Source organism: Serratia sp. PL7 (assembly GCF_945957435.1).
In genome coordinates, this window is record NZ_CAMFLB010000001.1 from 814,279 (window position 1) to 834,186 (window position 19,908).

The following is a 19,908-nucleotide window of genomic DNA, read 5'->3' on the forward strand; positions in this document are numbered from 1 at the left end:
AAGAGCTACCTATGTCGTTAATGCTGAGCGTCATCGTCCCGATGCACAATGCGGGGGAGTTATTGGAGCCGTTCCTGGTCTCGCTGCTGGCCCAGCGCGAGCAACGGTTGGAGGTGATCATCGTCAACGATGGTTCCACCGACGGTTCGGGAGAGATCGCGCACCGTTACGCGGCGGTGCATCCGCATATTCGCGTGATCGATCAAGCCAATGCCGGCGTTTCTAATGCACGTAATGCCGGGCTCGCCGTTGCCCGAGGTAAATATGTGGCGTTTCCGGACGCCGACGATTTATTGGCGCCCGAGATGTATTCCACGCTGTTGGAACAGGCAGAACGACACCAATTAGACGTGATGCAATGTAATGGTGAACGCTATTTTACCAGCCAAGACGAATTACAGCCGATTTTTCCCGAGGCGCGTTTACGCACTACCGACGTTATCACTGGCGTTCAGTGGTTCGAACGTGCATTGAAGTCGCGAAAGTTTATTCATGTTGTATGGCTGGCAATATATCGCCTCGATTTTATTCGCCAGCATCGGCTTTATTTTGAGCCGGGGTTGCATCACCAGGATATTCCCTGGACGACGGAGGTCATGTTTAATGCCAAACGGGTCAAATATTTAAGCACGCCGCTGTACCGGCAACGGGTGCACGACAAGTCGATCAGTAACCGTCGTCGCACCGGCAAAGCGAACGTAGAGTATCAGCGTCACTATATGAAAATCGTCGAAATGCTGGAGCGGCTCAACCGGCGCTATGCGGGCACTGTCGCCATTCGTCCCGCTTTCCATTGGCAAATCACCCGTGAGGCGTTGGGCATTTGTCACAGTATCCGTCGTGAGCCGGATCCGGCCGCCCAGAGTCAGATTACCGAAGAGTTCTATCAGCGCGGCATCGACAGAGCGATGTTCGCCAATACGCGCGGCCTGAAGCAGGGGTGGCATGTCATGCTGTGGCGGCATCGCCTGAAGCAGTGGCGCAGCGATAACGGCTGTTCGCAACCGGCCTGAGCCACAAGACGTTGGGATCCGCCGCGTTAGCGCGTATACTCGCTCTCCCTTTTGCCGGAGAGAACGACACATGCATGCAGGTATGCCATTACTGAGCCACGCGGAGCAGCAGGAAGCGGCGGATCGCATCCATCAGCTGATGGAACAGGGCATGAGCAGCGGTGAGGCCATTGCTCGCGTTGCGCAGGAAATTCGTGAGCAGCATCAGGGCGCTCAGGTTGCGGTGCTGTTCGATGACGAAGACGAGCAGCAGGATGCCGCACCGGAGGCGTCGCGGGATGACGATGCTGAAGAAGACGAAGACTATTGATGTTATCGAGGCCGCGCAAGCGGCCCCGTGAGTGTCAACCGTTGACCACCACTGCGGTGGCGGCCTGTTTCGCTTGTTCCACCGCCTGTTCCGTGGTGTCCGCCGTCGCCAGCGCTACACCCAGGCGGCGCTGGCCGGCGATTTCCGGCTTGCCGAACAGACGCAGCTGGTTGTGCCCGCGCAGCGCGTTTTCCAATCCGCTGAAGCGCACATCGGTGCTGGTGAGCTGTGGCAGGATCACCGCCGAAGCGGAAGGGCCGAACTGGCGGATAGCGCCGATCGGCAAACCGAGAAACGCGCGCACGTGCAGGGCGAACTCAGACAGATCCTGTGAAATCATTGTGACCATGCCGGTATCGTGCGGGCGTGGCGACACTTCGCTGAAGATCACGTCGTCGCCGCAGACGAACAGCTCCACGCCGAACAGGCCGAAGCCACCCAGGGCTTTCACCACCTTCTCCGCGATAGCCTGAGCACGGCTCAGCGCCGTAGCCGACATACGCTGAGGCTGCCAGGATTCGCGATAATCTCCGTCTTCCTGACGGTGCCCGATCGGCTCGCAGAAATGCACGCCGTCCACGGCGCTGATGGTCAGCAGCGTAATTTCAAAATCAAATCTTACCAGCCCTTCGACGATCACCCGGCCACCACCGGCACGACCACCCTGTTGGGCGTAATCCCAGGCGCTTTGCAGCTGTTCGGGCGTGCGGATCAGGCTTTGGCCTTTGCCGGAGGAGCTCATCACCGGTTTGACGATGCACGGGTAGCCGATGTGTTCGACCGCCTGCCGGAAGGCGATTTCACTGTCGGCAAAGCGGTAGCTTGAGGTGGGTAGAGCGAGCTCTTCCGCCGCCAGACGGCGGATGCCTTCACGGTTCATCGTCAGGCGGGTGGCTTCGGCACAGGGCACCACGCGGTGGCCCTGGCGTTCAAGCTCGACCAGCATGGCAGTGGCGATCGCTTCGATTTCGGGAACGATATAGTCAGGCCGCTCTTGTTCGATAACGGCTTTCAGCGCGTCACCATCCAGCATATTGATGACGTGGCTGCGGTGCGCCACATGCATGGCGGGGGCGTCGGGATAGCGATCGACGGCGATCACTTCCAGACCGAGGCGCTGGCATTCAATGGCGACTTCTTTACCCAGCTCCCCGGAGCCGAGCAACATAACGCGGGTGGCGGAAGGGCGCAGGGCGGTTCCAATCGTTAACATAGTGTCGTACCTGGATCGGTGAAAGTAAGCGGATTGATGATCGGCGGGCAGTATATACGAAAACGATTGCGTTCACAGCCGCTGCGCCAGGTTTGTTGCTAACTGACTGTTTTTATAACAAACAGAAATATTTGCCCTGCATGAGCGATTATGCGTTAATAACCGACGGCGAAAGAAGGCCTACATATCACAGGGTTTTCGCGTCTCGTGCCGTTAAGGCAGGTTTATCAAGTAAAGGAAACACAAATGAGCAAGATCACTGGTCACGTTAAATGGTTCAACGAAAGCAAAGGTTTCGGCTTCATCACGCCTGCCGACGGTTCTAAAGACGTTTTCGTTCATTTTTCCGCTATCGTTAGCGATGGGTTCAAAACCCTGGCTGAAGGCCAGCAGGTTGAATTCTCCATCCAGGACAGCCAACGTGGCCCTGCTGCAGCCAACGTCGTTGCGATTTAACGACTGCGTTGCCAAGAAACCCGCCGCCGGCGGGTTTTTTTATGCCCGCACCCCGTAACGCCGCCCATCTCTGTTATCATTTACCCCTGATTCGGCGCCAACCTGCGGGCGCGCCGCCATTCCATTCGTCATATAAGAGTTATCGCCGTGAGCACAGTTTCTTTTTCTTCCCTGCCGCTGCCAGCCGAACAGTTGGCCAACCTCAACGAACTGGGGTACGCCGAAATGACGCCGGTACAGGCCGCCGCATTGCCCGCCATCCTGCAAGGGCGGGACGTGCGCGCCAAGGCGAAAACCGGCAGCGGTAAAACGGCGGCCTTCGGCATTGGTCTGCTGAACAGTATCGTCGTCGGTCAGGTCGCCACGCAGGCGCTGGTGCTTTGTCCCACCCGCGAGCTGGCCGATCAGGTGAGCAAAGAGCTGCGTCGCCTGGCGCGTTTTACGCAAAACATCAAGATCCTGACGCTGTGCGGCGGCCAGCCGATGGGGCCGCAGCTCGATTCGCTGGTGCATGCGCCGCACATCGTGGTGGGGACGCCGGGCCGTATCCAGGAACACCTGCGCAAGAAAACGCTGCAGTTGGACGAGCTGAAGGTGCTGGTGCTGGATGAGGCCGATCGCATGCTGGATATGGGGTTCGCCGACGACATCGACGATGTGATCAGCTATACGCCGCCGCAACGTCAGACGCTGCTGTTTTCCGCCACGTACCCGGCAGGCATCGAGCGCATCAGCGCGCGCGTTCAACGCCAGCCGCTGAGCGTCGAGGTGGACGATGGAGAAGCGCAGGCCTCCATCGAACAACGCTTTTATGAGACTACGCGCGATCAGCGCCCGGCGCTCCTGGTGTCGGCTATTCGCTATCATCAACCCGCGTCCTGCGTGGTGTTCTGCAATACCAAACGCGATTGTCAGACGGTGCTTGAGGCCCTGGAGGCCCGCGGCATCAGCGCGCTGGCGCTGCATGGCGATCTGGAACAGCGCGACCGCGACCAGGTGTTGGTGCGTTTCGCCAACCGCAGTTGCCGGGTATTGGTGGCGACCGACGTTGCCGCACGCGGGCTGGATATTAAAGAGCTGGAGCTGGTGGTCAACTACGAACTGGCGTTCGATCCCGAAGTGCATGTGCACCGTATTGGCCGTACCGGCCGCGCCGGCATGAGCGGGTTGGCGATCAGCCTGTGCACGCCGCAGGAAATGGCGCGTGCGCACGCGATTGAAGACTATCTGCAGATGAGCGTCGACTGGTCGCCGGTGTCCGAGCTGAGCGGGGCGGCCAACGGCTCGCTGGAGGCGGAAATGGTGACGCTGTGCATCGACGGCGGCCGCAAGGCGAAGATCCGTCCCGGCGATATTCTCGGGGCGCTGACCGGTGATGCCGGGCTGACAGCGGCGGAAGTGGGCAAGATCGATATGTTCCCGGTGCATGCTTATGTCGCGATCCGCAAAGCCAGCGCGCGCAAGGCGCTGCAGCAGTTGCAGCAGGGCAAAATCAAAGGCAAAAGCTGCAAGGTGCGGCTGCTGAAATAAGCCGAAGGCGGGCGGCGGTTTGCCTTCCCGCCACGATCTATTTATACTGTATATAACAACAGTAATTTGAGTATTTGAGGACGCACGCATGGCGGTTGAAGTTAAATATGTGGTGGTGAGAAACGGTGAGGAAAAAATGACTTTCGCGAGCAAGAAAGAAGCCGACGCCTACGACAAAATGCTGGATCTGGCGGACAACCTCGGGGAGTGGCTGCAGCAGGCGCCGCTGACTCTGGATGACGAACAGCGCGAAGGCTTGAGCTTCTTCCTGGCGGAGAATAAGGACGCGCTGGGTCTGATTTTGCGTGGCGCTTCGCCGGCGGAAACCCTCAAAAAACCGGCGGAAAGCAAAGCGAAAAAAGCGACATCTAACCCAAAAGAGGGATCTGCGTCAGAAAAGCAAGCAGCATAATGACTTATGTTGCGGTGTTGTGATGAAAAAGGATCTAAAATGAGCCGTGAAATAACTTTCTTCAGCCGCTTTGAGCAAGACATTCTGGCCGGGCGTAAAACCATCACCATTCGGGATGCCAGTGAGTCGCACTTCGAACCGGGCGAGGTATTGCGCGTAAGCCGCAATGAAGACGGCGTCTTTTTCTGTTTTATCGAAGTGCTGTCGGTAACGCCGGTGCGCCTGGATGCGCTGACCGAACGCCACGCACAGCAGGAAAACATGTCGCTCGGCGAACTGAAGCAGGTGATCAAGGAAATCTATCCGGGCCTGGATGCGCTGTTTGTCATCGAGTTCGTCAAACGGTAACTCTTTGCCGAAACCCTGTTGTGAGCCAGGGATGGGCGCCCGGATAGCGCTAATCACAACGGGAGGACATATGAAAAAAATGGGTTTGGCTATCGCCTTGTTGGCCATGATGGGAGCATCAACCGCGGTGTGGGCGCAGGATCAAGAGCAACGCACCGCCAAGGTGGGGCAGTGTGCGGGCCTGCAGCCGGCGGATATCGCCGCCCAGGTCAAGCGCGACTTCTTGCAGAACCGCATTACGCGCTGGGAGGCGGACAAAAAGCTGCTGGGTACCGCAACGCCGATTGCCTGGGTTAGCCCGGATGCCATCAGCGGCAAGGATCAGGTGTGGCAGGTACCGTTAACGGTGCGTGGCACCAAGGCAGATAAAACCTACAACGTGACGCTCAACTGCAACACCGGCGAAATCGCCTACAGCGCGCCGCAGTAATACTGTTTTGCAATAAAAAGCCCGCCTGGTGGCGGGCTTGATGCATCAAGACGAGGTCAGTCGCTGAACGGGATCACCAACTCACCCGGCTTCACTTCCAACCCCTTCGCCAGTTTTTTGGCCAGCGCTTCGGTTTTGCTGTTGTCAGGATTTAGCACATAAGCTGGCTTTTGGTCGAAGTAAGACTTCAGTGACTGGTTCAGATACGGCGTCAGCGCTTTCATTACCGTCTGCATTTTTTCCGGCTGCACGCTGTAATCAGTCAGCTCCATGTCCTTCAGGAAAATGGCGCCCTGCGCCCGGTCGTAAACCGGCTGCGCCTTCAGCGTCAGCTTCAGATCCGCGGTCTGCGGGCCGAGAATCGACGTGATATTGACCTTGGCGTCGCCGGAAAGGGTAACTTTACCCGGTTCGCTGCGGCCGATTTGGCTTTGCAGCTGAGTCAGCACGATATTGGCGTCCACCAAGCCGGGCACGCCGATCTGCTTCTGATAGTCGTTGTGTTTCTGCAGGTAATCATTCACTTCCTGCTCGCTCAGGGTGTACTGGGTCAGTTGATTGCAACCGGCCAATACGCCGGCGAACAGCAGGGCGGCTGCGCCCATCAGGATCTTCTTCATTAATGCCTCATTGCGACTGCTGGCGAAAAGTGCTGCAGATAATTGATTAATCATTATAAACGTTCCGCCTGCGCGTGAAAACGACAGGCGGCGATGTGCAAAGGATAGTGCGCGCAAAAGCGGGTGAGACCTATCGGACAACGCCGAAAGCATCAGCGCCGCAATCGTAGCGCCAAGAGAATTACGCCGGCCACGCAGGCCGCGCTCCCCAACAGCGGGAACAGCGGGATGCCCCACAGCCGCAGCGAAGAATGTATCAGATAAGGCGCCAGGCCCAGAGCAAAAGCGGCGGTGACGATGGCGATAGCCAGCGTGACGGCGGCGCGTTCCAGCGCTTTGCTCAATTGGCCGAGGTTCTTGACGTTGATCTCGGCATTGAGCTGCCCCCGCTTCAGGCGACGTACCAACAACCGCAGGGTTTGCGGCAGCTCCTCTCCGGCGTCGAGCGCTTCCCCGCCCAGGGCCAACAACCGCTGGCGCACGGCGTCGGGGGCATAGCGCTGCAGCACCGTTTGTTGCAACATCGGCTTGAGCGTGGCGACGATGTCGAAGGCCGGATCCAATCGGTGCAGTACGCCGTCGGCGGTGATTAATGCCTTGAACAGCAGCACCAGATCGGGCGGCAGCGCCAGCTGGTGTTCACGCGCCATCACCAGCAGGTCGGTCAAGGCTTTACCCAGCGTCAGGGTGGCGGCGGCCTGTTTGTCGAGAAAGTTTTGCGCCGCCAACTCCAGATCCAGCAGGTCCAACGGTTCGCTGTCCGACCAGGCGATCAGCGTGTTAACGATGCCTTCGGATTGGCGATCGGCGATGGCCTGCAGCAGCAGGAGCAACTGGTTGCGCCGCCGCTCGGACAGCTGGCCCACCATACCGAAGTCGATAAAACCGACGCGGTCACCGCTCAGCGCCATGACGTTGCCGGGGTGGGGATCGGCGTGATACAGCCGATGCTCCAGCACCATGCTCATAAAGGCGCGGGCGCCGCGTTGCGCCAGCAGCGGGCCGTCAAAGCCTGCCGCCGCCAATTGCTGAGGGTTCTCCGGCGCGGTACCGGGCAAGTATTCCTGCACTAACAGACGCGGAGACGACCATTGCCAATAGATTTTCGGCACGACCACGTCGGGTTCTCGTGCAAACATCTTGGCGACGCGATCGCAGTTATGCCCTTCGTGAGTCAAATCCAGCTCGTGATTGAGCGCCGTCGCCAGCGCTCGGACCATCTGCCGCGGCCGATAGCGTGCCAGCGTGGGGCTCTGCTGCTCCACGGTTTCCGCCAGCGAGGCCAGCAGCCGCAGATCGGCGTGGATGGTTTTCGCCAGACCGGGCCGCAGCACTTTCACCACCACCTGTTCGCCGCTGTGCAAGCGGGCGCGGTAAATTTGCGCCATCGACGCTGCCGCCAGCGGCGTGCGATCGAACTCGGCAAACAGGTGCTCGGGCTCGCCCCCCAGATCGGCAACGATCTGCGGCGCCAGTGTCTCCCATGGCAATACCGCCGCTTGGCTGTGCAGGCGATCCAGTTCGTCGGTCCAGGCCGGATCTAGGAGGTCAGAACGCGTGGCCAGGATCTGACCGAATTTGACGAAGGTGGGGCCCAGCGCCTCGAGCGCCTCCCGCAGCCGTTCAGGTAGGGTCTGTGCGTCCTGCAGGGCGGGCTCGCCGCGGACACCGCGCAGCAATGCCCCCAGGCCCAGCAAGCGCAGAACGTCTTGCAGACCATAACGAATCAGAACGGAGGTAATTTCCTTCAGCCGCGCCCGATCGCGAGCGGTGGCGAGCACCATTTTCAACATCAGTACGCCATGTCCTTTTTGTGACTCTCGAACGTTATTGTTCCATATCCAGTAGCAACGGCACCTCGCTGCGCTGCGCCATGCGGTTGCGGTAGGCTTCCACGTTATCCGGCAGCGCAACCCCGGCGACGATCGACAACGAGCGTAGCAGCGGGAACAGGTGAATGTCGTCCTCGGACAGCTCGCCGTTCACCGCGTCAGCGGAGACGATCAGCGGTGACAGGGTATGCAGATCGGCCTCCAACTGGGCGATCAGATCGGCGCTGTTGGCGAGATGCTCGGCGAAATCCCCGATTGACGCCTGTTTTTTATCGATAAAGTACTGGCGGGCACTGGCGGTGGCAAACTCTTCGAAATCGGCATGCGCAATACGCGGCAGCAGCAATTTTGCGCTGTAACCGCCGACCCGCTGCAGCCATTCGGCGATAGCCGGGTTGGTGCGGCCGGCCAGGACCGGCTTGCCGTCCAGCCCATCGACATAGCGTACGATATCCAGGCTTTCCGGCATCGCTTCACCGTTGTCTTTAATCAGGATAGGCACCATTTTTTGGCCGATCAGGTTGAACGGGGTCGTCTCATCGTCGTTGAGCAACGTGACCAGGCGAATCGGCAAACGTTTCAGGCCGAAAATCATGCGGGCTTTAACGCAGAATGGGCAATGATCGTAAATGAACAGTTTCATGCTTGCTCCGGGTTGTCAGGTTTTAACAGCAATAGTTACCACAGCTTATCGAGGCTGTCTTGACGTGCGTGTGTTGGATGGTGCGTTATTGCGATATTGCCCGCGCACCGGCACGGGCTAGAGGGCGTTATTTCTTGGCCGGTACCGAGTTGAGCACATCGATCAGGTGAATGCGAGCTTCTTCGAGGTCGATTTTGTCACGTTCATTGGCGGCGGTGACGACCTGCAGCTGCTTGATAATATCGTCCTTCAGGCCGGCGTCGCTGGCGAGGATGTGGGCCAGTGCTTTTTCCACCAGGGTGGACCGCGCATAAATCATGCGCAAGTTCAGTATCATATGTTCGAGTAGTTGCGGTAATTTTGCTTCTTCGCTCATGCCGACGGGCTCCTGTGGGTGTTTTTACTAACAGGATAGCAGCTGTTGCCGATTCGGCCGGATTTCTATGGCGTTAACCGCCGCGCAGCATCATCGGGGCGCTGCGTCGTGGGCTGAACTGCCAGTACAGCGCCAGCAGCGTAGCGAAGCCTACTGCCCCAAGCAGCAACCAGGGCAGCTCCGGCATGTTCATCGTGCGTCCGGTATCGTACATCCAGCCGCCGCCGGTGTAACCCAACGCGCCACCCAGCGCCAGGCCAAGGCGACTGAAGCCCATATAGCTGCCGCGCGCACGCGGATCCGCCAGCGAAGCGCTTAGCGTTTCGCGCGCCGGCTCGGCGATAATCGATCCCAGATAGAAGCAGCAGATCAGTGTGAACACCCCCTGCAGGCTGGTGGCGAGGCCAATCGGCAGCAGGCTGAGCGTCATCAGCAACAGGCCCGCCATCAGGCGTTGCTCAAGCCGGAAGTGTTTTTCTCCCCAACGCGCCAGCGGATAGAGCAGCGACAATGACAGCGCCGCTTCAATCGCATACATCCATTTTACTGCCGCCGGTGAACCGGCGATTTCGTTGACCACGATCGGCAGCATCAGCATCACCTGTACCGCCAGCATATAGTAACCGGTCAGCGTTAGGACATAGGTGAGGAAGCGGCGATCGCGCAGTACCCGCAACATGCCTTCCTTCATCGGTATACGCACGGTAGAGATGCGGTAAGCCGGCAGTAGCCAGGCGTTCCAGCCGGCGGCGAGCACGAAGATCGCCGCCCCAACCCAGCAGACAAAGTGGAAATCGTACTGCAGCAGCCAGCTGCCGAGCAGCGCGCCGACCACCGCCCCCGCGCTGTCCTGCATCATCAGCAGCGAGAAAAAACGGCCGCGTTCATGCGGGCGGGTCAACTTGATTACCAAAGCGGTGCGCGGCGGATCGAATAACGTGCCGCCGAGGGCGGACAGGGCGCAGGAGAACCACAGGAGCCAAGGTTCATCGGCCATCGCCATGGTAGCGAAACCGGCGGCGCGCAGCAGCATGCCGGTGACGATCATCGGCTTGGCGCCGAAGCGATCGGCGATGGCGCCGCCAAAGATGCCGAGCCCTTGTTGCAGCAGCTGACGCAAACCCAGCGCGATGCCGACGATCAGCGCCGCCCACCCTAATTGATCGACAAAGCGGATCGAAATAAGCGGGAACACGACAAAGAAGCCTAAAACCACCAGCAGGTTGTCGAGCAACAGAAAATATTTACCCAAGCTGCGCGCTTGCGACACCAGAGACATGCATCACCATGAGCAATTAAGAGAGAGGGGGAAGGCAACCCCCACCATTCTCTACCCAATTGCCGGGCGGCGACAGGGGCGGAGTAGATAATATTTTTTTATCGTCAAGGTGTTACCTGCACTGCAAAATGGGCGGAAAAACGCCGTAAAACGTGTGTTCGGCGATTTACTGAGCGACCGGGATTTTACCTCGGGGGCGGGCTACGGTTATATTGAATGCAGGGAAGTGCGGTTCTGAGGCGCTATTGGCTAAATAAAGTCATGGCATTAGATCGGCGCCGGATAATTAACCATGCGGCTTCCCAATAAATACTTCTTATCGAACCGTTTTGACTGCGGGGGAAATGATGTTCGGCTACCGCTCTGCATCGCCAAAAGTACGTCTTACTACCGACCGGATGGTGGTCCGTTTAGTGCATGAACGGGACGCCTATCGTCTGGCGGACTATTATGCCGAGAACCGGACCTTTCTCAAACCCTGGGAGCCGGTGCGCGATGAAAGCCACTGTTATCCGTCCGGCTGGCAGGCGCGCCTGGGGATGATCGCTGAAATGCAAAAGCAGGGCAGCGCCTACTATTTTATCCTGCTCGATCCGGAAGAGCAGGAAGTGCGCGGTGTGGCGAACTTCAGTAACGTGTTGCGCGGTTCGTTTCACGCCTGTTTCCTCGGCTATTCGCTGGGGGAGAAATGGCAGGGGCAAGGGCTGATGTTCGAAGCCTTGCAGTCCGCCATCCGCTATATGCTGCGCCAACAGCGCATGCACCGCATCATGGCCAACTATATGCCGCACAACCAGCGCAGCGGCGCATTGCTGACGCGTCTGGGATTCGAACGCGAAGGTTACGCCAAGGATTACCTGCTGATCGACGGCCAGTGGCAAGACCACGTTTTGACGGCATACACCAATAAAGAGTGGCTCCCCCCACGTTGAGGCCAAACGATGAAATATGAATTGAACGCCAAAGAGGCCCGGGTCATCGGCTGCCTGTTGGAAAAACAGGTGACGACGCCGGACCAATACCCGCTTTCGCTTAACGCCATTACCCTGGCCTGTAACCAAAAGACCAACCGCGAGCCGGTGATGGATCTGAGCGAGAGTGAGGTGCAGCAACTCCTCGATCTGTTGCTGCGCAAACATTTCCTGCGCACCCTCAGCGGATTCGGCAATCGGGTAGTGAAATACGAGCAGCGGTTTTGCAATTCCGAGTTTGGCCAGCTGAAACTTTCACCCGCCGAACTGGCGGTGATCGCCGCTTTGTTGCTGCGCGGTGCGCAAACACCGGGCGAGCTACGCACCCGCACCAATCGGATGCACGAGTTCAGCGATGTCAGCGAGGTCGAGCAGGTGCTGCAACAGCTGGCCACGCGGGAAGATGGCCCGTTCGTGGTGCGCCTGGCTCGTGAGCCGGGCAAGCGCGAAAGCCGGTTCATGCATCTGTTCAGCGGCCAGATTGATGAAGCGCCGCCGGCGGCGTTCGAATCCGAGGAAGACAGCGAACTAAGCGCCAGGGTCAGCGCATTGGAAAACGAAGTGGCGGAGCTGAAACGGCAGCTGCAACACCTGTTGGCGAGGGATGCGAATGACTAAATTACGAGTAGGCGTGGTGGGATTGGGCAGTATCGCGCAGAAGGCTTACCTGCCAATCCTCGGCCAAGCGGCGGATTGGACGCTGGTGGGCGGTTTTTCGCCCAATCAGCAAAAAGCGCAGCCGCTGTGCGACAGCTACCGCATGGCCTGTTTCTCCCGGCTGGACAGCCTGGCCGAACAGTGCGACGCGGTCTTTGTGCACAGCAGCACCGCCAGCCATTTTTCGGTCATTGGCGAGCTGCTAAACCGCGGCGTGCACGTTTACGTCGATAAGCCGCTGGCGGAAACGCTGGAGCAGGGCGAGCAGCTGCTTGAGTTGGCCGAGCGGCGGGGCAAAACGCTGATGGTGGGGTTCAACCGCCGTTTCGCACCGCTTTACCGGCAGCTCAAGCAGCAAATGAATCAACCGGCCTCCATTCGCATGGATAAACATCGGGCGGACAGCGTCGGTCCGCACGATCTGCGTTTTACCCTATTGGATGATTACCTGCACGTGGTAGACACGGCGCTGTGGCTGGCGGGCGGACGCGAGCAACTGTTGAGCGGCAGCTTACGGGCCAGCGCCGCAGGCGAAATGCTGTACGCCGAGCACCACTTCGCCTGCGGCGACACGCAGGTGACGACCAGTATGCATCGCCGCGGTGGCAGCCAGCGCGAAAGCGTGCAGGCGGTGACCGACGGCGCGCTGTATCAGTTGACCGATATGCGCCACTGGCTGCGTGAAGATGTACAGGGTGAGTTGGAACAGCCGGTGCCGGGTTGGCAAAGCACGCTGGTGCAACGCGGCTTCGACGGGGCGGTACGGCATTTCCTTGATGCCGTCGCCAACCAGAGCGCGCCGGAAACCGGCGGCGAACAGGCGCTGGTCGCCCAGCGGGTGGTCGAGCGTTTGCTGCGGGATAACTCTATGTAACATATGGCGGTAGCTATTCTTTTCCGGATGCGTAAACTGAGCCGATTGTTTCACTGACGCCTGCTGTTGCAGGCGTTGATATTTACGGTACCTATCAGACAACCACATGAACCTACTCAAATCCTTGGCTGCCGTCAGCTCGATGACGATGTTTTCGCGGGTGTTGGGCTTTGCCCGCGATGCGATCGTCGCGCGCGTGTTCGGGGCCGGCATGGCAACGGACGCCTTCTTCGTGGCGTTCAAACTCCCTAATCTGCTGCGCCGTATCTTTGCCGAAGGCGCGTTTTCGCAGGCCTTCGTGCCGATCCTGGCCGAATACAAGAGCCAGCAGGGTGAAGAAGCGACGCGCACTTTTATCGCTTATGTCTCCGGGCTGTTGACGCTGGTGCTGGCGGTGGTGACGGTGTTGGGGATGCTGGCCGCGCCCTGGGTGATCTACATTACTGCGCCGGGCTTTACCGACACGCCCGACAAATTTGCGTTGACCTCGGCGCTGCTGCGCATCACGTTCCCCTACATTTTGTTGATCTCACTGGCGTCGCTGGTGGGGGCTATTCTCAATACCTGGAACCGCTTCTCGATCCCGGCCTTTGCCCCCACGTTGCTTAACGTCAGCATGATCGGCTTCGCGCTGTTCGCCGCCCCGTATTTCCACCCGCCGGTGCTGGCGCTGGCCTGGGCGGTGGTGGTGGGCGGCGTGCTGCAGCTGGGTTATCAGCTGCCGCACCTGCGCAAGATCGGCATGCTGGTATTGCCGCGCCTCAAACTGGGTGATGCCGGGGTCTGGCGCGTGATGCGCCAGATGGGGCCGGCGATCCTCGGGGTGTCGGTCAGCCAAATCTCGCTGATCATCAACACCATTTTCGCTTCGTTCCTGGTGTCCGGCTCGGTGTCCTGGATGTACTACGCTGACCGCCTGATGGAGTTTCCGTCCGGCGTGTTGGGCGTGGCGTTGGGCACCATCCTGCTGCCGTCGCTGGCCAAAAGCTTCTCAAGCGGCAACCACGACGAGTATTCGCGCCTGATGGATTGGGGGCTGCGCCTGTGCTTCCTGCTGGCGTTGCCGAGCGCCATCGCGCTGGGTATTTTGGCCAAGCCGTTGACCGTCTCGTTATTCCAGTACGGCAAGTTCAGCGCCTTTGACGCAGCGATGACGCAACGCGCGTTGGTGGCGTACTCGGTAGGGCTGATGGGGCTGATCGTGGTTAAAGTGTTGGCGCCAGGCTTCTATTCGCGGCAGGACATTAAAACGCCGGTCAAGATCGCCATCATCACGCTCATCATGACACAGGTGATGAACCTGGCGTTTATTGGTCCGCTGAAGCATGCCGGTCTGGCGCTGTCGATCGGTTTGGCGGCCTGCCTGAACGCCACGTTGTTGTATTGGCAGCTGCGCAAGCAGAAGATCTTCCAGCCACAGCCGGGTTGGGCACTGTTCCTCACCAAGCTGGTGATCGCCGTGCTGGTGATGTCGGCGGTGCTGATTGGTGTGATGTGGCTGATGCCGGCCTGGGATCAGGGCAATATGCTGGAGCGTTTGCTGCGCTTGGCGGCGGTGGTCGTGGCCGGCGTGGTGGCCTACTTCGGCGTGCTGGCCGGGTTGGGTTTCCGCCCGCGTGATTTTGCGCGCCGCGTCGCCTGAGTCGAATGCAAGAATAAAAAAGGTCGCCTTGGCGACCTTTTTGCTTTCCGCGCAGTGCGGTTTACATACGTTCGACGGTTTCGATGCCGAGCGTGTCCAGACCCGTTTTCAGCGTTTTAGAGGTCAGCAGCGCCAGCTTCAGGCGGCTCTGACGCGCTTCTTCGCTGTCGGCGTTGAGGATCTGGCAGTGCTCGTAGAAACCGGAGAACAAGCCCGCCAGATCGTACAGGTAGCTGCACATGACGTGCGGCGTGCCTTCACGTGCAACGGTAGTGAGCACCTCTTCGAACTGCAGCAGGCGAGTGGCCAGTGCAATTTCACGCTCTTCGGTCAGTGTCAGCGGCAGCGTCAGGCTGCTTTCGTCGATCCCGGCGCGTTTGAATACCGATGCCACGCGGGTATAGGCGTATTGCATATAAGGCGCGGTATTGCCTTCGAAGGCCAGCATGTTATCCCAGTCGAAAACATAGTCGGTGGTGCGGCTTTTCGACAGATCGGCGTATTTCACCGCGCCGATGCCGACCACGCGGGCCACGGTCTTCATTTCCTCTTCCGGCATGTCCGGGTTTTTGCCGGCGATCAGCTGTTCGGCGCGTTCGATGGCCTCATCCAGCAGATCGGAGAGCTTCACGGTGCCGCCTGAGCGGGTTTTGAACGGCTTGCCGTCTTTGCCCAGCATCATGCCGAACATGTGGTGTTCCAGCGAGACGGACTCAGGCACGTAACCGGCTTTGCGCACGATGGTCCAGGCCTGCATCAGGTGCTGATGCTGGCGGGAGTCGATGTAATACAGCACGCGGTTGGCGCCCAGGGTCTCGTAGCGATATTTGGCGCAGGCGATATCGGTGGTGGTGTAGAGGTAGCCGCCATCCTTTTTCTGGATGATGACGCCCATCGGGTCGCCGTCCTTGTTCTTGTATTCGTCGAGGAACACCACGGTGGCGCCTTCGCTTTCCACCGCCAGCCCTTTGGCTTTCAGATCGGCGACGATGCCCGGCAGCATCGCGTTATACAGGCTTTCGCCCATCACGTCGTCTTCGGTCAGCGTGACGTTCAGGCGGTTATAGGTCAGCTGGTTTTGCGCCATGGTGATGTCGACCAGCTTGCGCCACATTTTCAGGCAGTACTGATCGCCGCCCTGTAGCTTCACGACGTAAGCGCGCGCGCGCTCGGCGAACTCGGCGTCTTCGTCGTAATGTTTCTTGGCTTCGCGGTAAAACTGCTCGAGATCGGACAGGCCCATATCGCTGGCGTTTTCATTCTGCATTTTTTCCAGGTAGGCAATCAGCATGCCGAACTGGGTGCCCCAGTCGCCGACGTGGTTGGCGCGGATCACTTTGTGGCCCAGAAACTCCTGGGTACGTGCCGCGGCGTCGCCGATGATGGTGGAGCGCAGATGGCCGACGTGCATCTCTTTCGCCACGTTCGGCGCAGAGTAGTCGATAACGATGGTTTGCGGTTCAACCGGGGCAATGCCCAGCTTCGGTGCATTCAGCACCTGGTCGGCCTGGCGGGCGACCCAGTCGCTGTTCAGGAAAATGTTGATAAAGCCGGGACCGGCGATTTCCACTTTACTGGCGACATCGCCGAGATCCAGCAGTTGCACCACTTTTTCCGCCAGCTGACGGGGCGGCATGCCCAGCTTTTTGGCGACTGACATCACGCCGTTGGCCTGGTAATCACCAAACTGCGCCTTGGCGGAAGGGCGGACCTGCGCTTCGCAATCGGCTGGCGCACCAGCGGCGATCAGCGCCTGGCTGACTTTATCTGAAAGAAGAACCTGAATATTCACCGGGTTACCTTAATGACGAACGAGGAGCTGAAGCCAGCCCCTGCGGGATTCAACGGTGGCGGGCGCGACGGGCGACCTCCACAAAACAGCCTGCAATTGTAACCGATCTGACGGAGCCCGTCAGCAGTTGGCGCGGCCGCTGCGATGAAACAGTTGTCGGGTGCGGCGCGTAGAATGCCTGAAGGTGAAAAGCAGAATGACCTGACCAGAATGTACGGAGGGGAGAGTTATGAGGCTAACGCTTTTTATTGTGACGCCTGGCATCCAGCGTGTTGGTGCGGCGTGATTTAAAATGACGGTAGATGGCGTATACGGCGATAATTATCAACACCAAGGAAATCGTCAGCAATAACATAATGATCATCTCGAATTTAAATTTTCTCCAAAGTAGCTGAGTTGTACTGGTGAATCAATTGTCCGAGGTTAAATTAAGATAATCCTTAGTTTTTTATTAATTATTGAATTTTATTGTCTTTGTTTACAATGGGTTGATTGTTGTTTTTTTGTGAATTTGATAAGTGGCTAAAGTGTGATTAAATGAAGCGATTCAATCGGTTTAACCCGCGAATCACGAATGGTTTTGTGAAAAATAACTTAAATCATAACGTCATGATTAAGGGTTATAATGGCTTGCGAAAATTCTTAATTTTTATTTTTCTGTTGACTTAATAAGCTGCCTTCTTAATAAAAAGTTGGTTTTTTGCTCTCTCCGCACGCAACCGAAAATCATTCTGAATGACTGCTGAAAACCCTCTCAACGCTGGCGAGCGCTGTCGCCACCGTGTAAATTACGGCGTTTAACTTTGTGCTCCGTTGTTTTGAGGTTCCTATGACCACTCCCTTGCAGGCCATTGCCGAGCTTGACGATCTGAAGCTCGACCTGCCGCGTTTCGAGCAGGCGTTGCAACAATTTGCCGCCAGATTGCGGCTTGATCTGTCTGCCTTTATCGCCGATCACATCTCCCTGCGTTGTCACCAGAACGCTACCGCCGAACGCTGGCGCCAGGGATTGATGCAGTGTGGGACACTGCTGTCCGAATCGATGATCAACGGGCGGCCTATCTGTTTGTTTGATTTACAGCAGCCGCTGGCCGTGGGGCCGTGGCGCATAGATTGCGTCGAGCTGCCGTACCCCGGGGAGAAACGCTATCCGCATGAAGGGTGGGAACATGTCGAATTGGTGCTCAGCGGCGATCCGCAGACGCTGCATGCACGGGCGTTGAGTCACCTTGCTGATGAAGCGTTGTTGGCGCCGGGGATCAAGCTGAAGCAAAGTTCGCCAAAAGGCGAAGGCGAACGGCTGCCGAACCCGACGCTGGCCATCACCGATGGAACGGTTACGATCAAGTTTCATCCTTATTCCATTAGAGACATCGTCGCCAGCGAACAAGGCTAGCCAGCCAGTGCCGCACAGGCTTGCGCCATGCGATCGAGCGCTTCATTGAGCAGGGCCCGCCGGCAACCGAAGTTCAGCCGTACAAAGCGCCGATCGCCGAAATCCAAACCGGCGCTTAACCCAACGCCTGCGCGCTCGAAGAACTGATGCGGGTTATCCACCGGCAAAGCGCTGCAGTCGATCCAGGCCAAATAGGTGGCTTCGATCGGTAACAACGTCAATCCCGGCATAGCGTTGATGCGCTCTGTCAACCGATCGCGATTGGCGCGCAGATAAATTAACTGCTCATCCAGCCAGGGTTGCCCGTATTGATAGGCCGCCTGGGCGGCGACCAGCGCCAGCAGATTAACCTCCGGGACAATGCCGCTGCGTGCGCGTTTCAGCTTTTGTCTCAACGCTTCGTTGGGGACGATCGCCATCGAGGCGCCGAGCCCGGCGAGATTGAATGTCTTAGACGGTGACATCAGCGTCACGCTGCGTTGGGCCGCATCTTCATTCAGGGTGGCGAAAGGGATGTGTCGCACGCCGGGTTCAAGTAGCAGCTCGCAGTGGATTTCATCGGAGCAGACGATTAAATCGTGCTCGCGAGCGAACTGATGGTGCTGCAACAGTTCATCCCGGCGATAAACGGTGCCTCCGGGATTTTGCGGGTTGCACAGCAGCAGGAGCTTCTCATTGCCGCTGAGCCGATCATGCATCGCGGAAAAATCCAGCACCCAACGTTGGCCTGCCGCCGTTAGCGGCACCGAGAGGTGTTTACGCCCCGCGAATTTGGCCGCTTTGCGAAACGGCGGATAAATGGGAGAGGGAGCCAGCGTGCTCTGATGTTCTTCGGTGCAGGCGCGCACGCACAGGTTCAGGCCACACACCAACCCAGGCAGGAAAATGATCCATTCAGGCTTGATGTGCCAACCGTAGCGCTCTACCATGCGGCGGATAAAAACCTCAAGAAGATCAGGGGATGGGTGGGTGTAGCCGAATACGCCGTGCGCTACGCGCCGCTGCAAGGCTTCTATCACCGCCGGCGGCGAGGCGAAATCGCTGTCGGCGACCCAAAGCGGGAGGATGTCGCGGCCGCGATATTTATCCCACTTAACGCTGTCACTGTGACTGCGGTCTACCCATTGATCAAAATTGAATGCCATAGTTACAACCCTGAACCGGTTTATGCCTATGCATGAGCCTACGTGAGAAATGAAGAAATGAACAATTGCCGCCGTATGTTGGCCGTTATCTGGGGGTGACAATGATAAAACTGGAAGTTTGTTGCTTTAGCGTCGACTGTGCGCTGACGGCCGAACGGGCGGGCGCCGATCGCATCGAGTTGTGCGCCAGCCAGAGCGAAGGGGGATTGACGCCGAGCTATGGCACGCTGCGTCTGGCGCGCGAGCGGGTTGCGATCCCGGTGCATCCGATCGTTCGCCCTCGCGGTGGTGATTTTTGCTACGGCGCGGTGGATTTCGAGGTGATCAAGCAAGATATCCGCCACATCCGCGAGATGGGATTCCCCGGCGTAGTGGTAGGCATGTTGGACGAAGAAGGGCACATCGATCTGCCGCGCATGCGCGAAGTGATGAGGCTGTGCGAGGGGATGGCGGTGACGTTCCACCGCGCGTTCGACATGTGCCAGAATCCGATGGTGGCGCTGGAGCAACTGACTGAGCTGGGCGTGGCGCGCATTCTGACCTCCGGCCAACAGCAGAGCGCCGAACTTGGCCTGCCGTTGCTGCGTGATTTGCATCAGGCCAGCCAGGGCCCGGTGATCATGGCGGGTGCCGGTGTGCGCCTCAGCAATCTGCACAAGTTCGTCGATATCGGCCTGCATGAACTGCACAGCTCTTCCGGCCATCTAGCGCCGTCGACCATGCGTTATCGCAAGGCGGGTGTCACCATGTGCTCCGATAACGAGTTTGACGAATTTAGCCATTATTGCGTGGATGGCGAAATGGTGGAGGCGATGAAAAACGCGCTGGCCTTGGTTGATCCCCTGGCGCAAAGCGCATAAACACGCAGCTAACCGTGTTTGATAACCGGTTTCCGGGCCGTAAGACCCCTTTGCGTGTCACCGAGCCCTCGGCGATCACGCAAGTACCAGGCCCCGGCGTTTTGCCGGG

Annotated in this window: 21 protein-coding genes; 13 read left to right on the top strand and 8 right to left on the bottom strand. The window is 58.4% G+C overall.

The window, feature by feature from the left end; genetic code table 11:
- The first annotated feature begins 11 nt into the window (after window positions 1-11).
- Together N6G83_RS03855 and N6G83_RS03860 are read left to right on the top strand one after the other, a co-directional pair.
- Window positions 12-1,013, top strand: a complete 1,002-nt coding sequence (locus N6G83_RS03855; RefSeq protein ID WP_049209167.1) for a glycosyltransferase — start codon at window positions 12-14, stop codon at window positions 1,011-1,013.
- A gap of 70 nt (window positions 1,014-1,083) precedes the next feature.
- A complete protein-coding gene (locus N6G83_RS03860) occupies window positions 1,084-1,323 on the top strand; it encodes a YoaH family protein (protein WP_025303152.1) in 240 nt (79 codons plus the stop codon).
- A gap of 34 nt (window positions 1,324-1,357) precedes the next feature.
- On the opposite strand, the gene purT is transcribed toward N6G83_RS03860, so the two are convergent.
- Window positions 1,358-2,536, bottom strand: a complete 1,179-nt coding sequence (gene purT, locus N6G83_RS03865; RefSeq protein ID WP_173889469.1) for a formate-dependent phosphoribosylglycinamide formyltransferase — start codon at window positions 2,534-2,536, stop codon at window positions 1,358-1,360.
- Between the two features lie 246 nt (window positions 2,537-2,782).
- Here purT and cspC point away from each other — a divergent pair, with 246 nt between their 5' ends.
- The 5 genes from cspC (at window position 2,783) to yebF (ending at window position 5,712) form a co-directional block, all read left to right on the top strand.
- Complete coding sequence (cspC, locus tag N6G83_RS03870; protein ID WP_004927572.1) at window positions 2,783-2,992, top strand: cold shock-like protein CspC; 210 nt, start codon at window positions 2,783-2,785, stop codon at window positions 2,990-2,992.
- A 147-nt stretch (window positions 2,993-3,139) separates the two neighbouring features.
- Window positions 3,140-4,522 (top strand): ATP-dependent RNA helicase DbpA, encoded by a 1,383-nt coding sequence (gene dbpA / locus N6G83_RS03875; RefSeq protein WP_043143580.1) that lies wholly within the window; start codon window positions 3,140-3,142, stop codon window positions 4,520-4,522.
- An 88-nt stretch (window positions 4,523-4,610) separates the two neighbouring features.
- Window positions 4,611-4,934 (top strand): YebG family protein, encoded by a 324-nt coding sequence (locus tag N6G83_RS03880; protein ID WP_025303149.1) that lies wholly within the window; start codon window positions 4,611-4,613, stop codon window positions 4,932-4,934.
- A 39-nt stretch (window positions 4,935-4,973) separates the two neighbouring features.
- On the top strand, window positions 4,974-5,282 hold the full coding sequence (yqfB, locus tag N6G83_RS03885) for a N(4)-acetylcytidine aminohydrolase (protein WP_004927562.1): 309 nt from the start codon (window positions 4,974-4,976) through the stop codon (window positions 5,280-5,282).
- Between the two features lie 70 nt (window positions 5,283-5,352).
- Window positions 5,353-5,712 (top strand): protein YebF, encoded by a 360-nt coding sequence (gene yebF / locus N6G83_RS03890; protein ID WP_025303148.1) that lies wholly within the window; start codon window positions 5,353-5,355, stop codon window positions 5,710-5,712.
- A gap of 56 nt (window positions 5,713-5,768) precedes the next feature.
- On the opposite strand, the gene N6G83_RS03895 is transcribed toward yebF, so the two are convergent.
- The 5 genes from N6G83_RS03895 to mdtH form a co-directional block, all read right to left on the bottom strand.
- Window positions 5,769-6,332 carry a lipoprotein gene (locus N6G83_RS03895; RefSeq protein ID WP_025303147.1) on the bottom strand — a complete coding sequence of 188 codons (564 nt, stop codon included), beginning with the start codon at window positions 6,330-6,332 and terminating at the stop codon, window positions 5,769-5,771.
- Window positions 6,333-6,484: 152 nt separating this feature from the next.
- The gene (locus N6G83_RS03900; RefSeq protein WP_260514738.1) at window positions 6,485-8,125 is read right to left on the bottom strand and encodes an AarF/ABC1/UbiB kinase family protein; all 1,641 of its coding nucleotides are present in this window, start codon (window positions 8,123-8,125) and stop codon (window positions 6,485-6,487) included.
- A 34-nt stretch (window positions 8,126-8,159) separates the two neighbouring features.
- On the bottom strand, window positions 8,160-8,807 hold the full coding sequence (grxB, locus tag N6G83_RS03905) for a glutaredoxin 2 (RefSeq protein WP_197824050.1): 648 nt from the start codon (window positions 8,805-8,807) through the stop codon (window positions 8,160-8,162).
- A 127-nt stretch (window positions 8,808-8,934) separates the two neighbouring features.
- Window positions 8,935-9,183: a hypothetical protein gene (locus N6G83_RS03910; RefSeq protein WP_197824049.1), complete on the bottom strand. Its 249-nt coding sequence runs from the start codon at window positions 9,181-9,183 to the stop codon at window positions 8,935-8,937.
- Between the two features lie 73 nt (window positions 9,184-9,256).
- A complete protein-coding gene (gene mdtH / locus N6G83_RS03915) occupies window positions 9,257-10,462 on the bottom strand; it encodes a multidrug efflux MFS transporter MdtH (protein WP_197824048.1) in 1,206 nt (401 codons plus the stop codon).
- Window positions 10,463-10,809: 347 nt separating this feature from the next.
- Between mdtH and rimJ the strand changes: the two genes are divergently transcribed.
- The 4 genes from rimJ to murJ all read left to right on the top strand — a co-directional run bounded on the left by rimJ (window position 10,810) and on the right by murJ (window position 14,606).
- Window positions 10,810-11,394: a ribosomal protein S5-alanine N-acetyltransferase gene (rimJ, locus tag N6G83_RS03920; protein ID WP_025303142.1), complete on the top strand. Its 585-nt coding sequence runs from the start codon at window positions 10,810-10,812 to the stop codon at window positions 11,392-11,394.
- A 9-nt stretch (window positions 11,395-11,403) separates the two neighbouring features.
- Window positions 11,404-12,051, top strand: a complete 648-nt coding sequence (locus N6G83_RS03925) for a YceH family protein (RefSeq protein ID WP_043143596.1) — start codon at window positions 11,404-11,406, stop codon at window positions 12,049-12,051.
- A complete protein-coding gene (locus N6G83_RS03930; RefSeq protein WP_142590303.1) occupies window positions 12,044-12,964 on the top strand; it encodes a Gfo/Idh/MocA family protein in 921 nt (306 codons plus the stop codon). Before N6G83_RS03925 ends, N6G83_RS03930 begins: the two co-directional genes overlap by 8 nt.
- A gap of 106 nt (window positions 12,965-13,070) precedes the next feature.
- Window positions 13,071-14,606: a murein biosynthesis integral membrane protein MurJ gene (murJ, locus tag N6G83_RS03935; protein ID WP_043143599.1), complete on the top strand. Its 1,536-nt coding sequence runs from the start codon at window positions 13,071-13,073 to the stop codon at window positions 14,604-14,606.
- Between the two features lie 61 nt (window positions 14,607-14,667).
- On the opposite strand, the gene argS is transcribed toward murJ, so the two are convergent.
- Complete coding sequence (argS, locus tag N6G83_RS03940; protein WP_025303138.1) at window positions 14,668-16,398, bottom strand: arginine--tRNA ligase; 1,731 nt, start codon at window positions 16,396-16,398, stop codon at window positions 14,668-14,670.
- A gap of 829 nt (window positions 16,399-17,227) precedes the next feature.
- Between argS and N6G83_RS03945 the strand changes: the two genes are divergently transcribed.
- Window positions 17,228-17,794, top strand: coding sequence for a VOC family protein (locus N6G83_RS03945; protein WP_025303137.1), 567 nt, complete (start codon window positions 17,228-17,230; stop codon window positions 17,792-17,794).
- Here the strand turns inward: N6G83_RS03945 and N6G83_RS03950 are convergent.
- Entirely contained in the window at window positions 17,791-18,939 is a 1,149-nt protein-coding gene (locus tag N6G83_RS03950; RefSeq protein ID WP_089195964.1) for a MalY/PatB family protein, read from the bottom strand. The genes N6G83_RS03945 and N6G83_RS03950 overlap by 4 nt on opposite strands.
- A gap of 101 nt (window positions 18,940-19,040) precedes the next feature.
- Here N6G83_RS03950 and cutC point away from each other — a divergent pair, with 101 nt between their 5' ends.
- The gene (cutC, locus tag N6G83_RS03955; RefSeq protein ID WP_260514742.1) at window positions 19,041-19,799 is read left to right on the top strand and encodes a copper homeostasis protein CutC; all 759 of its coding nucleotides are present in this window, start codon (window positions 19,041-19,043) and stop codon (window positions 19,797-19,799) included.
- Window positions 19,800-19,908: the final 109 nt, after the last annotated feature.

Bases quoted from the DNA above. Each gene is read 5' to 3' on its own strand.
- N6G83_RS03855 (WP_049209167.1), top strand. From the start codon at position 12: ATGTCGTTAATGCTGAGCGTCATCGTCCCGATGCACAATGCGGGGGAG.
- N6G83_RS03860 (WP_025303152.1), top strand. From the start codon at position 1,084: ATGCATGCAGGTATGCCATTACTGAGCCACGCGGAGCAGCAGGAAGCG.
- purT (WP_173889469.1), bottom strand. From the start codon at position 2,536: ATGTTAACGATTGGAACCGCCCTGCGCCCTTCCGCCACCCGCGTTATG.
- cspC (WP_004927572.1), top strand. From the start codon at position 2,783: ATGAGCAAGATCACTGGTCACGTTAAATGGTTCAACGAAAGCAAAGGT.
- N6G83_RS03880 (WP_025303149.1), top strand. From the start codon at position 4,611: ATGGCGGTTGAAGTTAAATATGTGGTGGTGAGAAACGGTGAGGAAAAA.
- yqfB (WP_004927562.1), top strand. From the start codon at position 4,974: ATGAGCCGTGAAATAACTTTCTTCAGCCGCTTTGAGCAAGACATTCTG.
- yebF (WP_025303148.1), top strand. From the start codon at position 5,353: ATGAAAAAAATGGGTTTGGCTATCGCCTTGTTGGCCATGATGGGAGCA.
- N6G83_RS03895 (WP_025303147.1), bottom strand. From the start codon at position 6,332: ATGAAGAAGATCCTGATGGGCGCAGCCGCCCTGCTGTTCGCCGGCGTA.
- N6G83_RS03900 (WP_260514738.1), bottom strand. From the start codon at position 8,125: ATGTTGAAAATGGTGCTCGCCACCGCTCGCGATCGGGCGCGGCTGAAG.
- grxB (WP_197824050.1), bottom strand. From the start codon at position 8,807: ATGAAACTGTTCATTTACGATCATTGCCCATTCTGCGTTAAAGCCCGC.
- N6G83_RS03910 (WP_197824049.1), bottom strand. From the start codon at position 9,183: ATGAGCGAAGAAGCAAAATTACCGCAACTACTCGAACATATGATACTG.
- mdtH (WP_197824048.1), bottom strand. From the start codon at position 10,462: ATGTCTCTGGTGTCGCAAGCGCGCAGCTTGGGTAAATATTTTCTGTTG.
- rimJ (WP_025303142.1), top strand. From the start codon at position 10,810: ATGTTCGGCTACCGCTCTGCATCGCCAAAAGTACGTCTTACTACCGAC.
- N6G83_RS03925 (WP_043143596.1), top strand. From the start codon at position 11,404: ATGAAATATGAATTGAACGCCAAAGAGGCCCGGGTCATCGGCTGCCTG.
- N6G83_RS03930 (WP_142590303.1), top strand. From the start codon at position 12,044: ATGACTAAATTACGAGTAGGCGTGGTGGGATTGGGCAGTATCGCGCAG.
- murJ (WP_043143599.1), top strand. From the start codon at position 13,071: ATGAACCTACTCAAATCCTTGGCTGCCGTCAGCTCGATGACGATGTTT.
- N6G83_RS03945 (WP_025303137.1), top strand. From the start codon at position 17,228: ATGACCACTCCCTTGCAGGCCATTGCCGAGCTTGACGATCTGAAGCTC.
- N6G83_RS03950 (WP_089195964.1), bottom strand. From the start codon at position 18,939: ATGGCATTCAATTTTGATCAATGGGTAGACCGCAGTCACAGTGACAGC.
- cutC (WP_260514742.1), top strand. From the start codon at position 19,041: ATGATAAAACTGGAAGTTTGTTGCTTTAGCGTCGACTGTGCGCTGACG.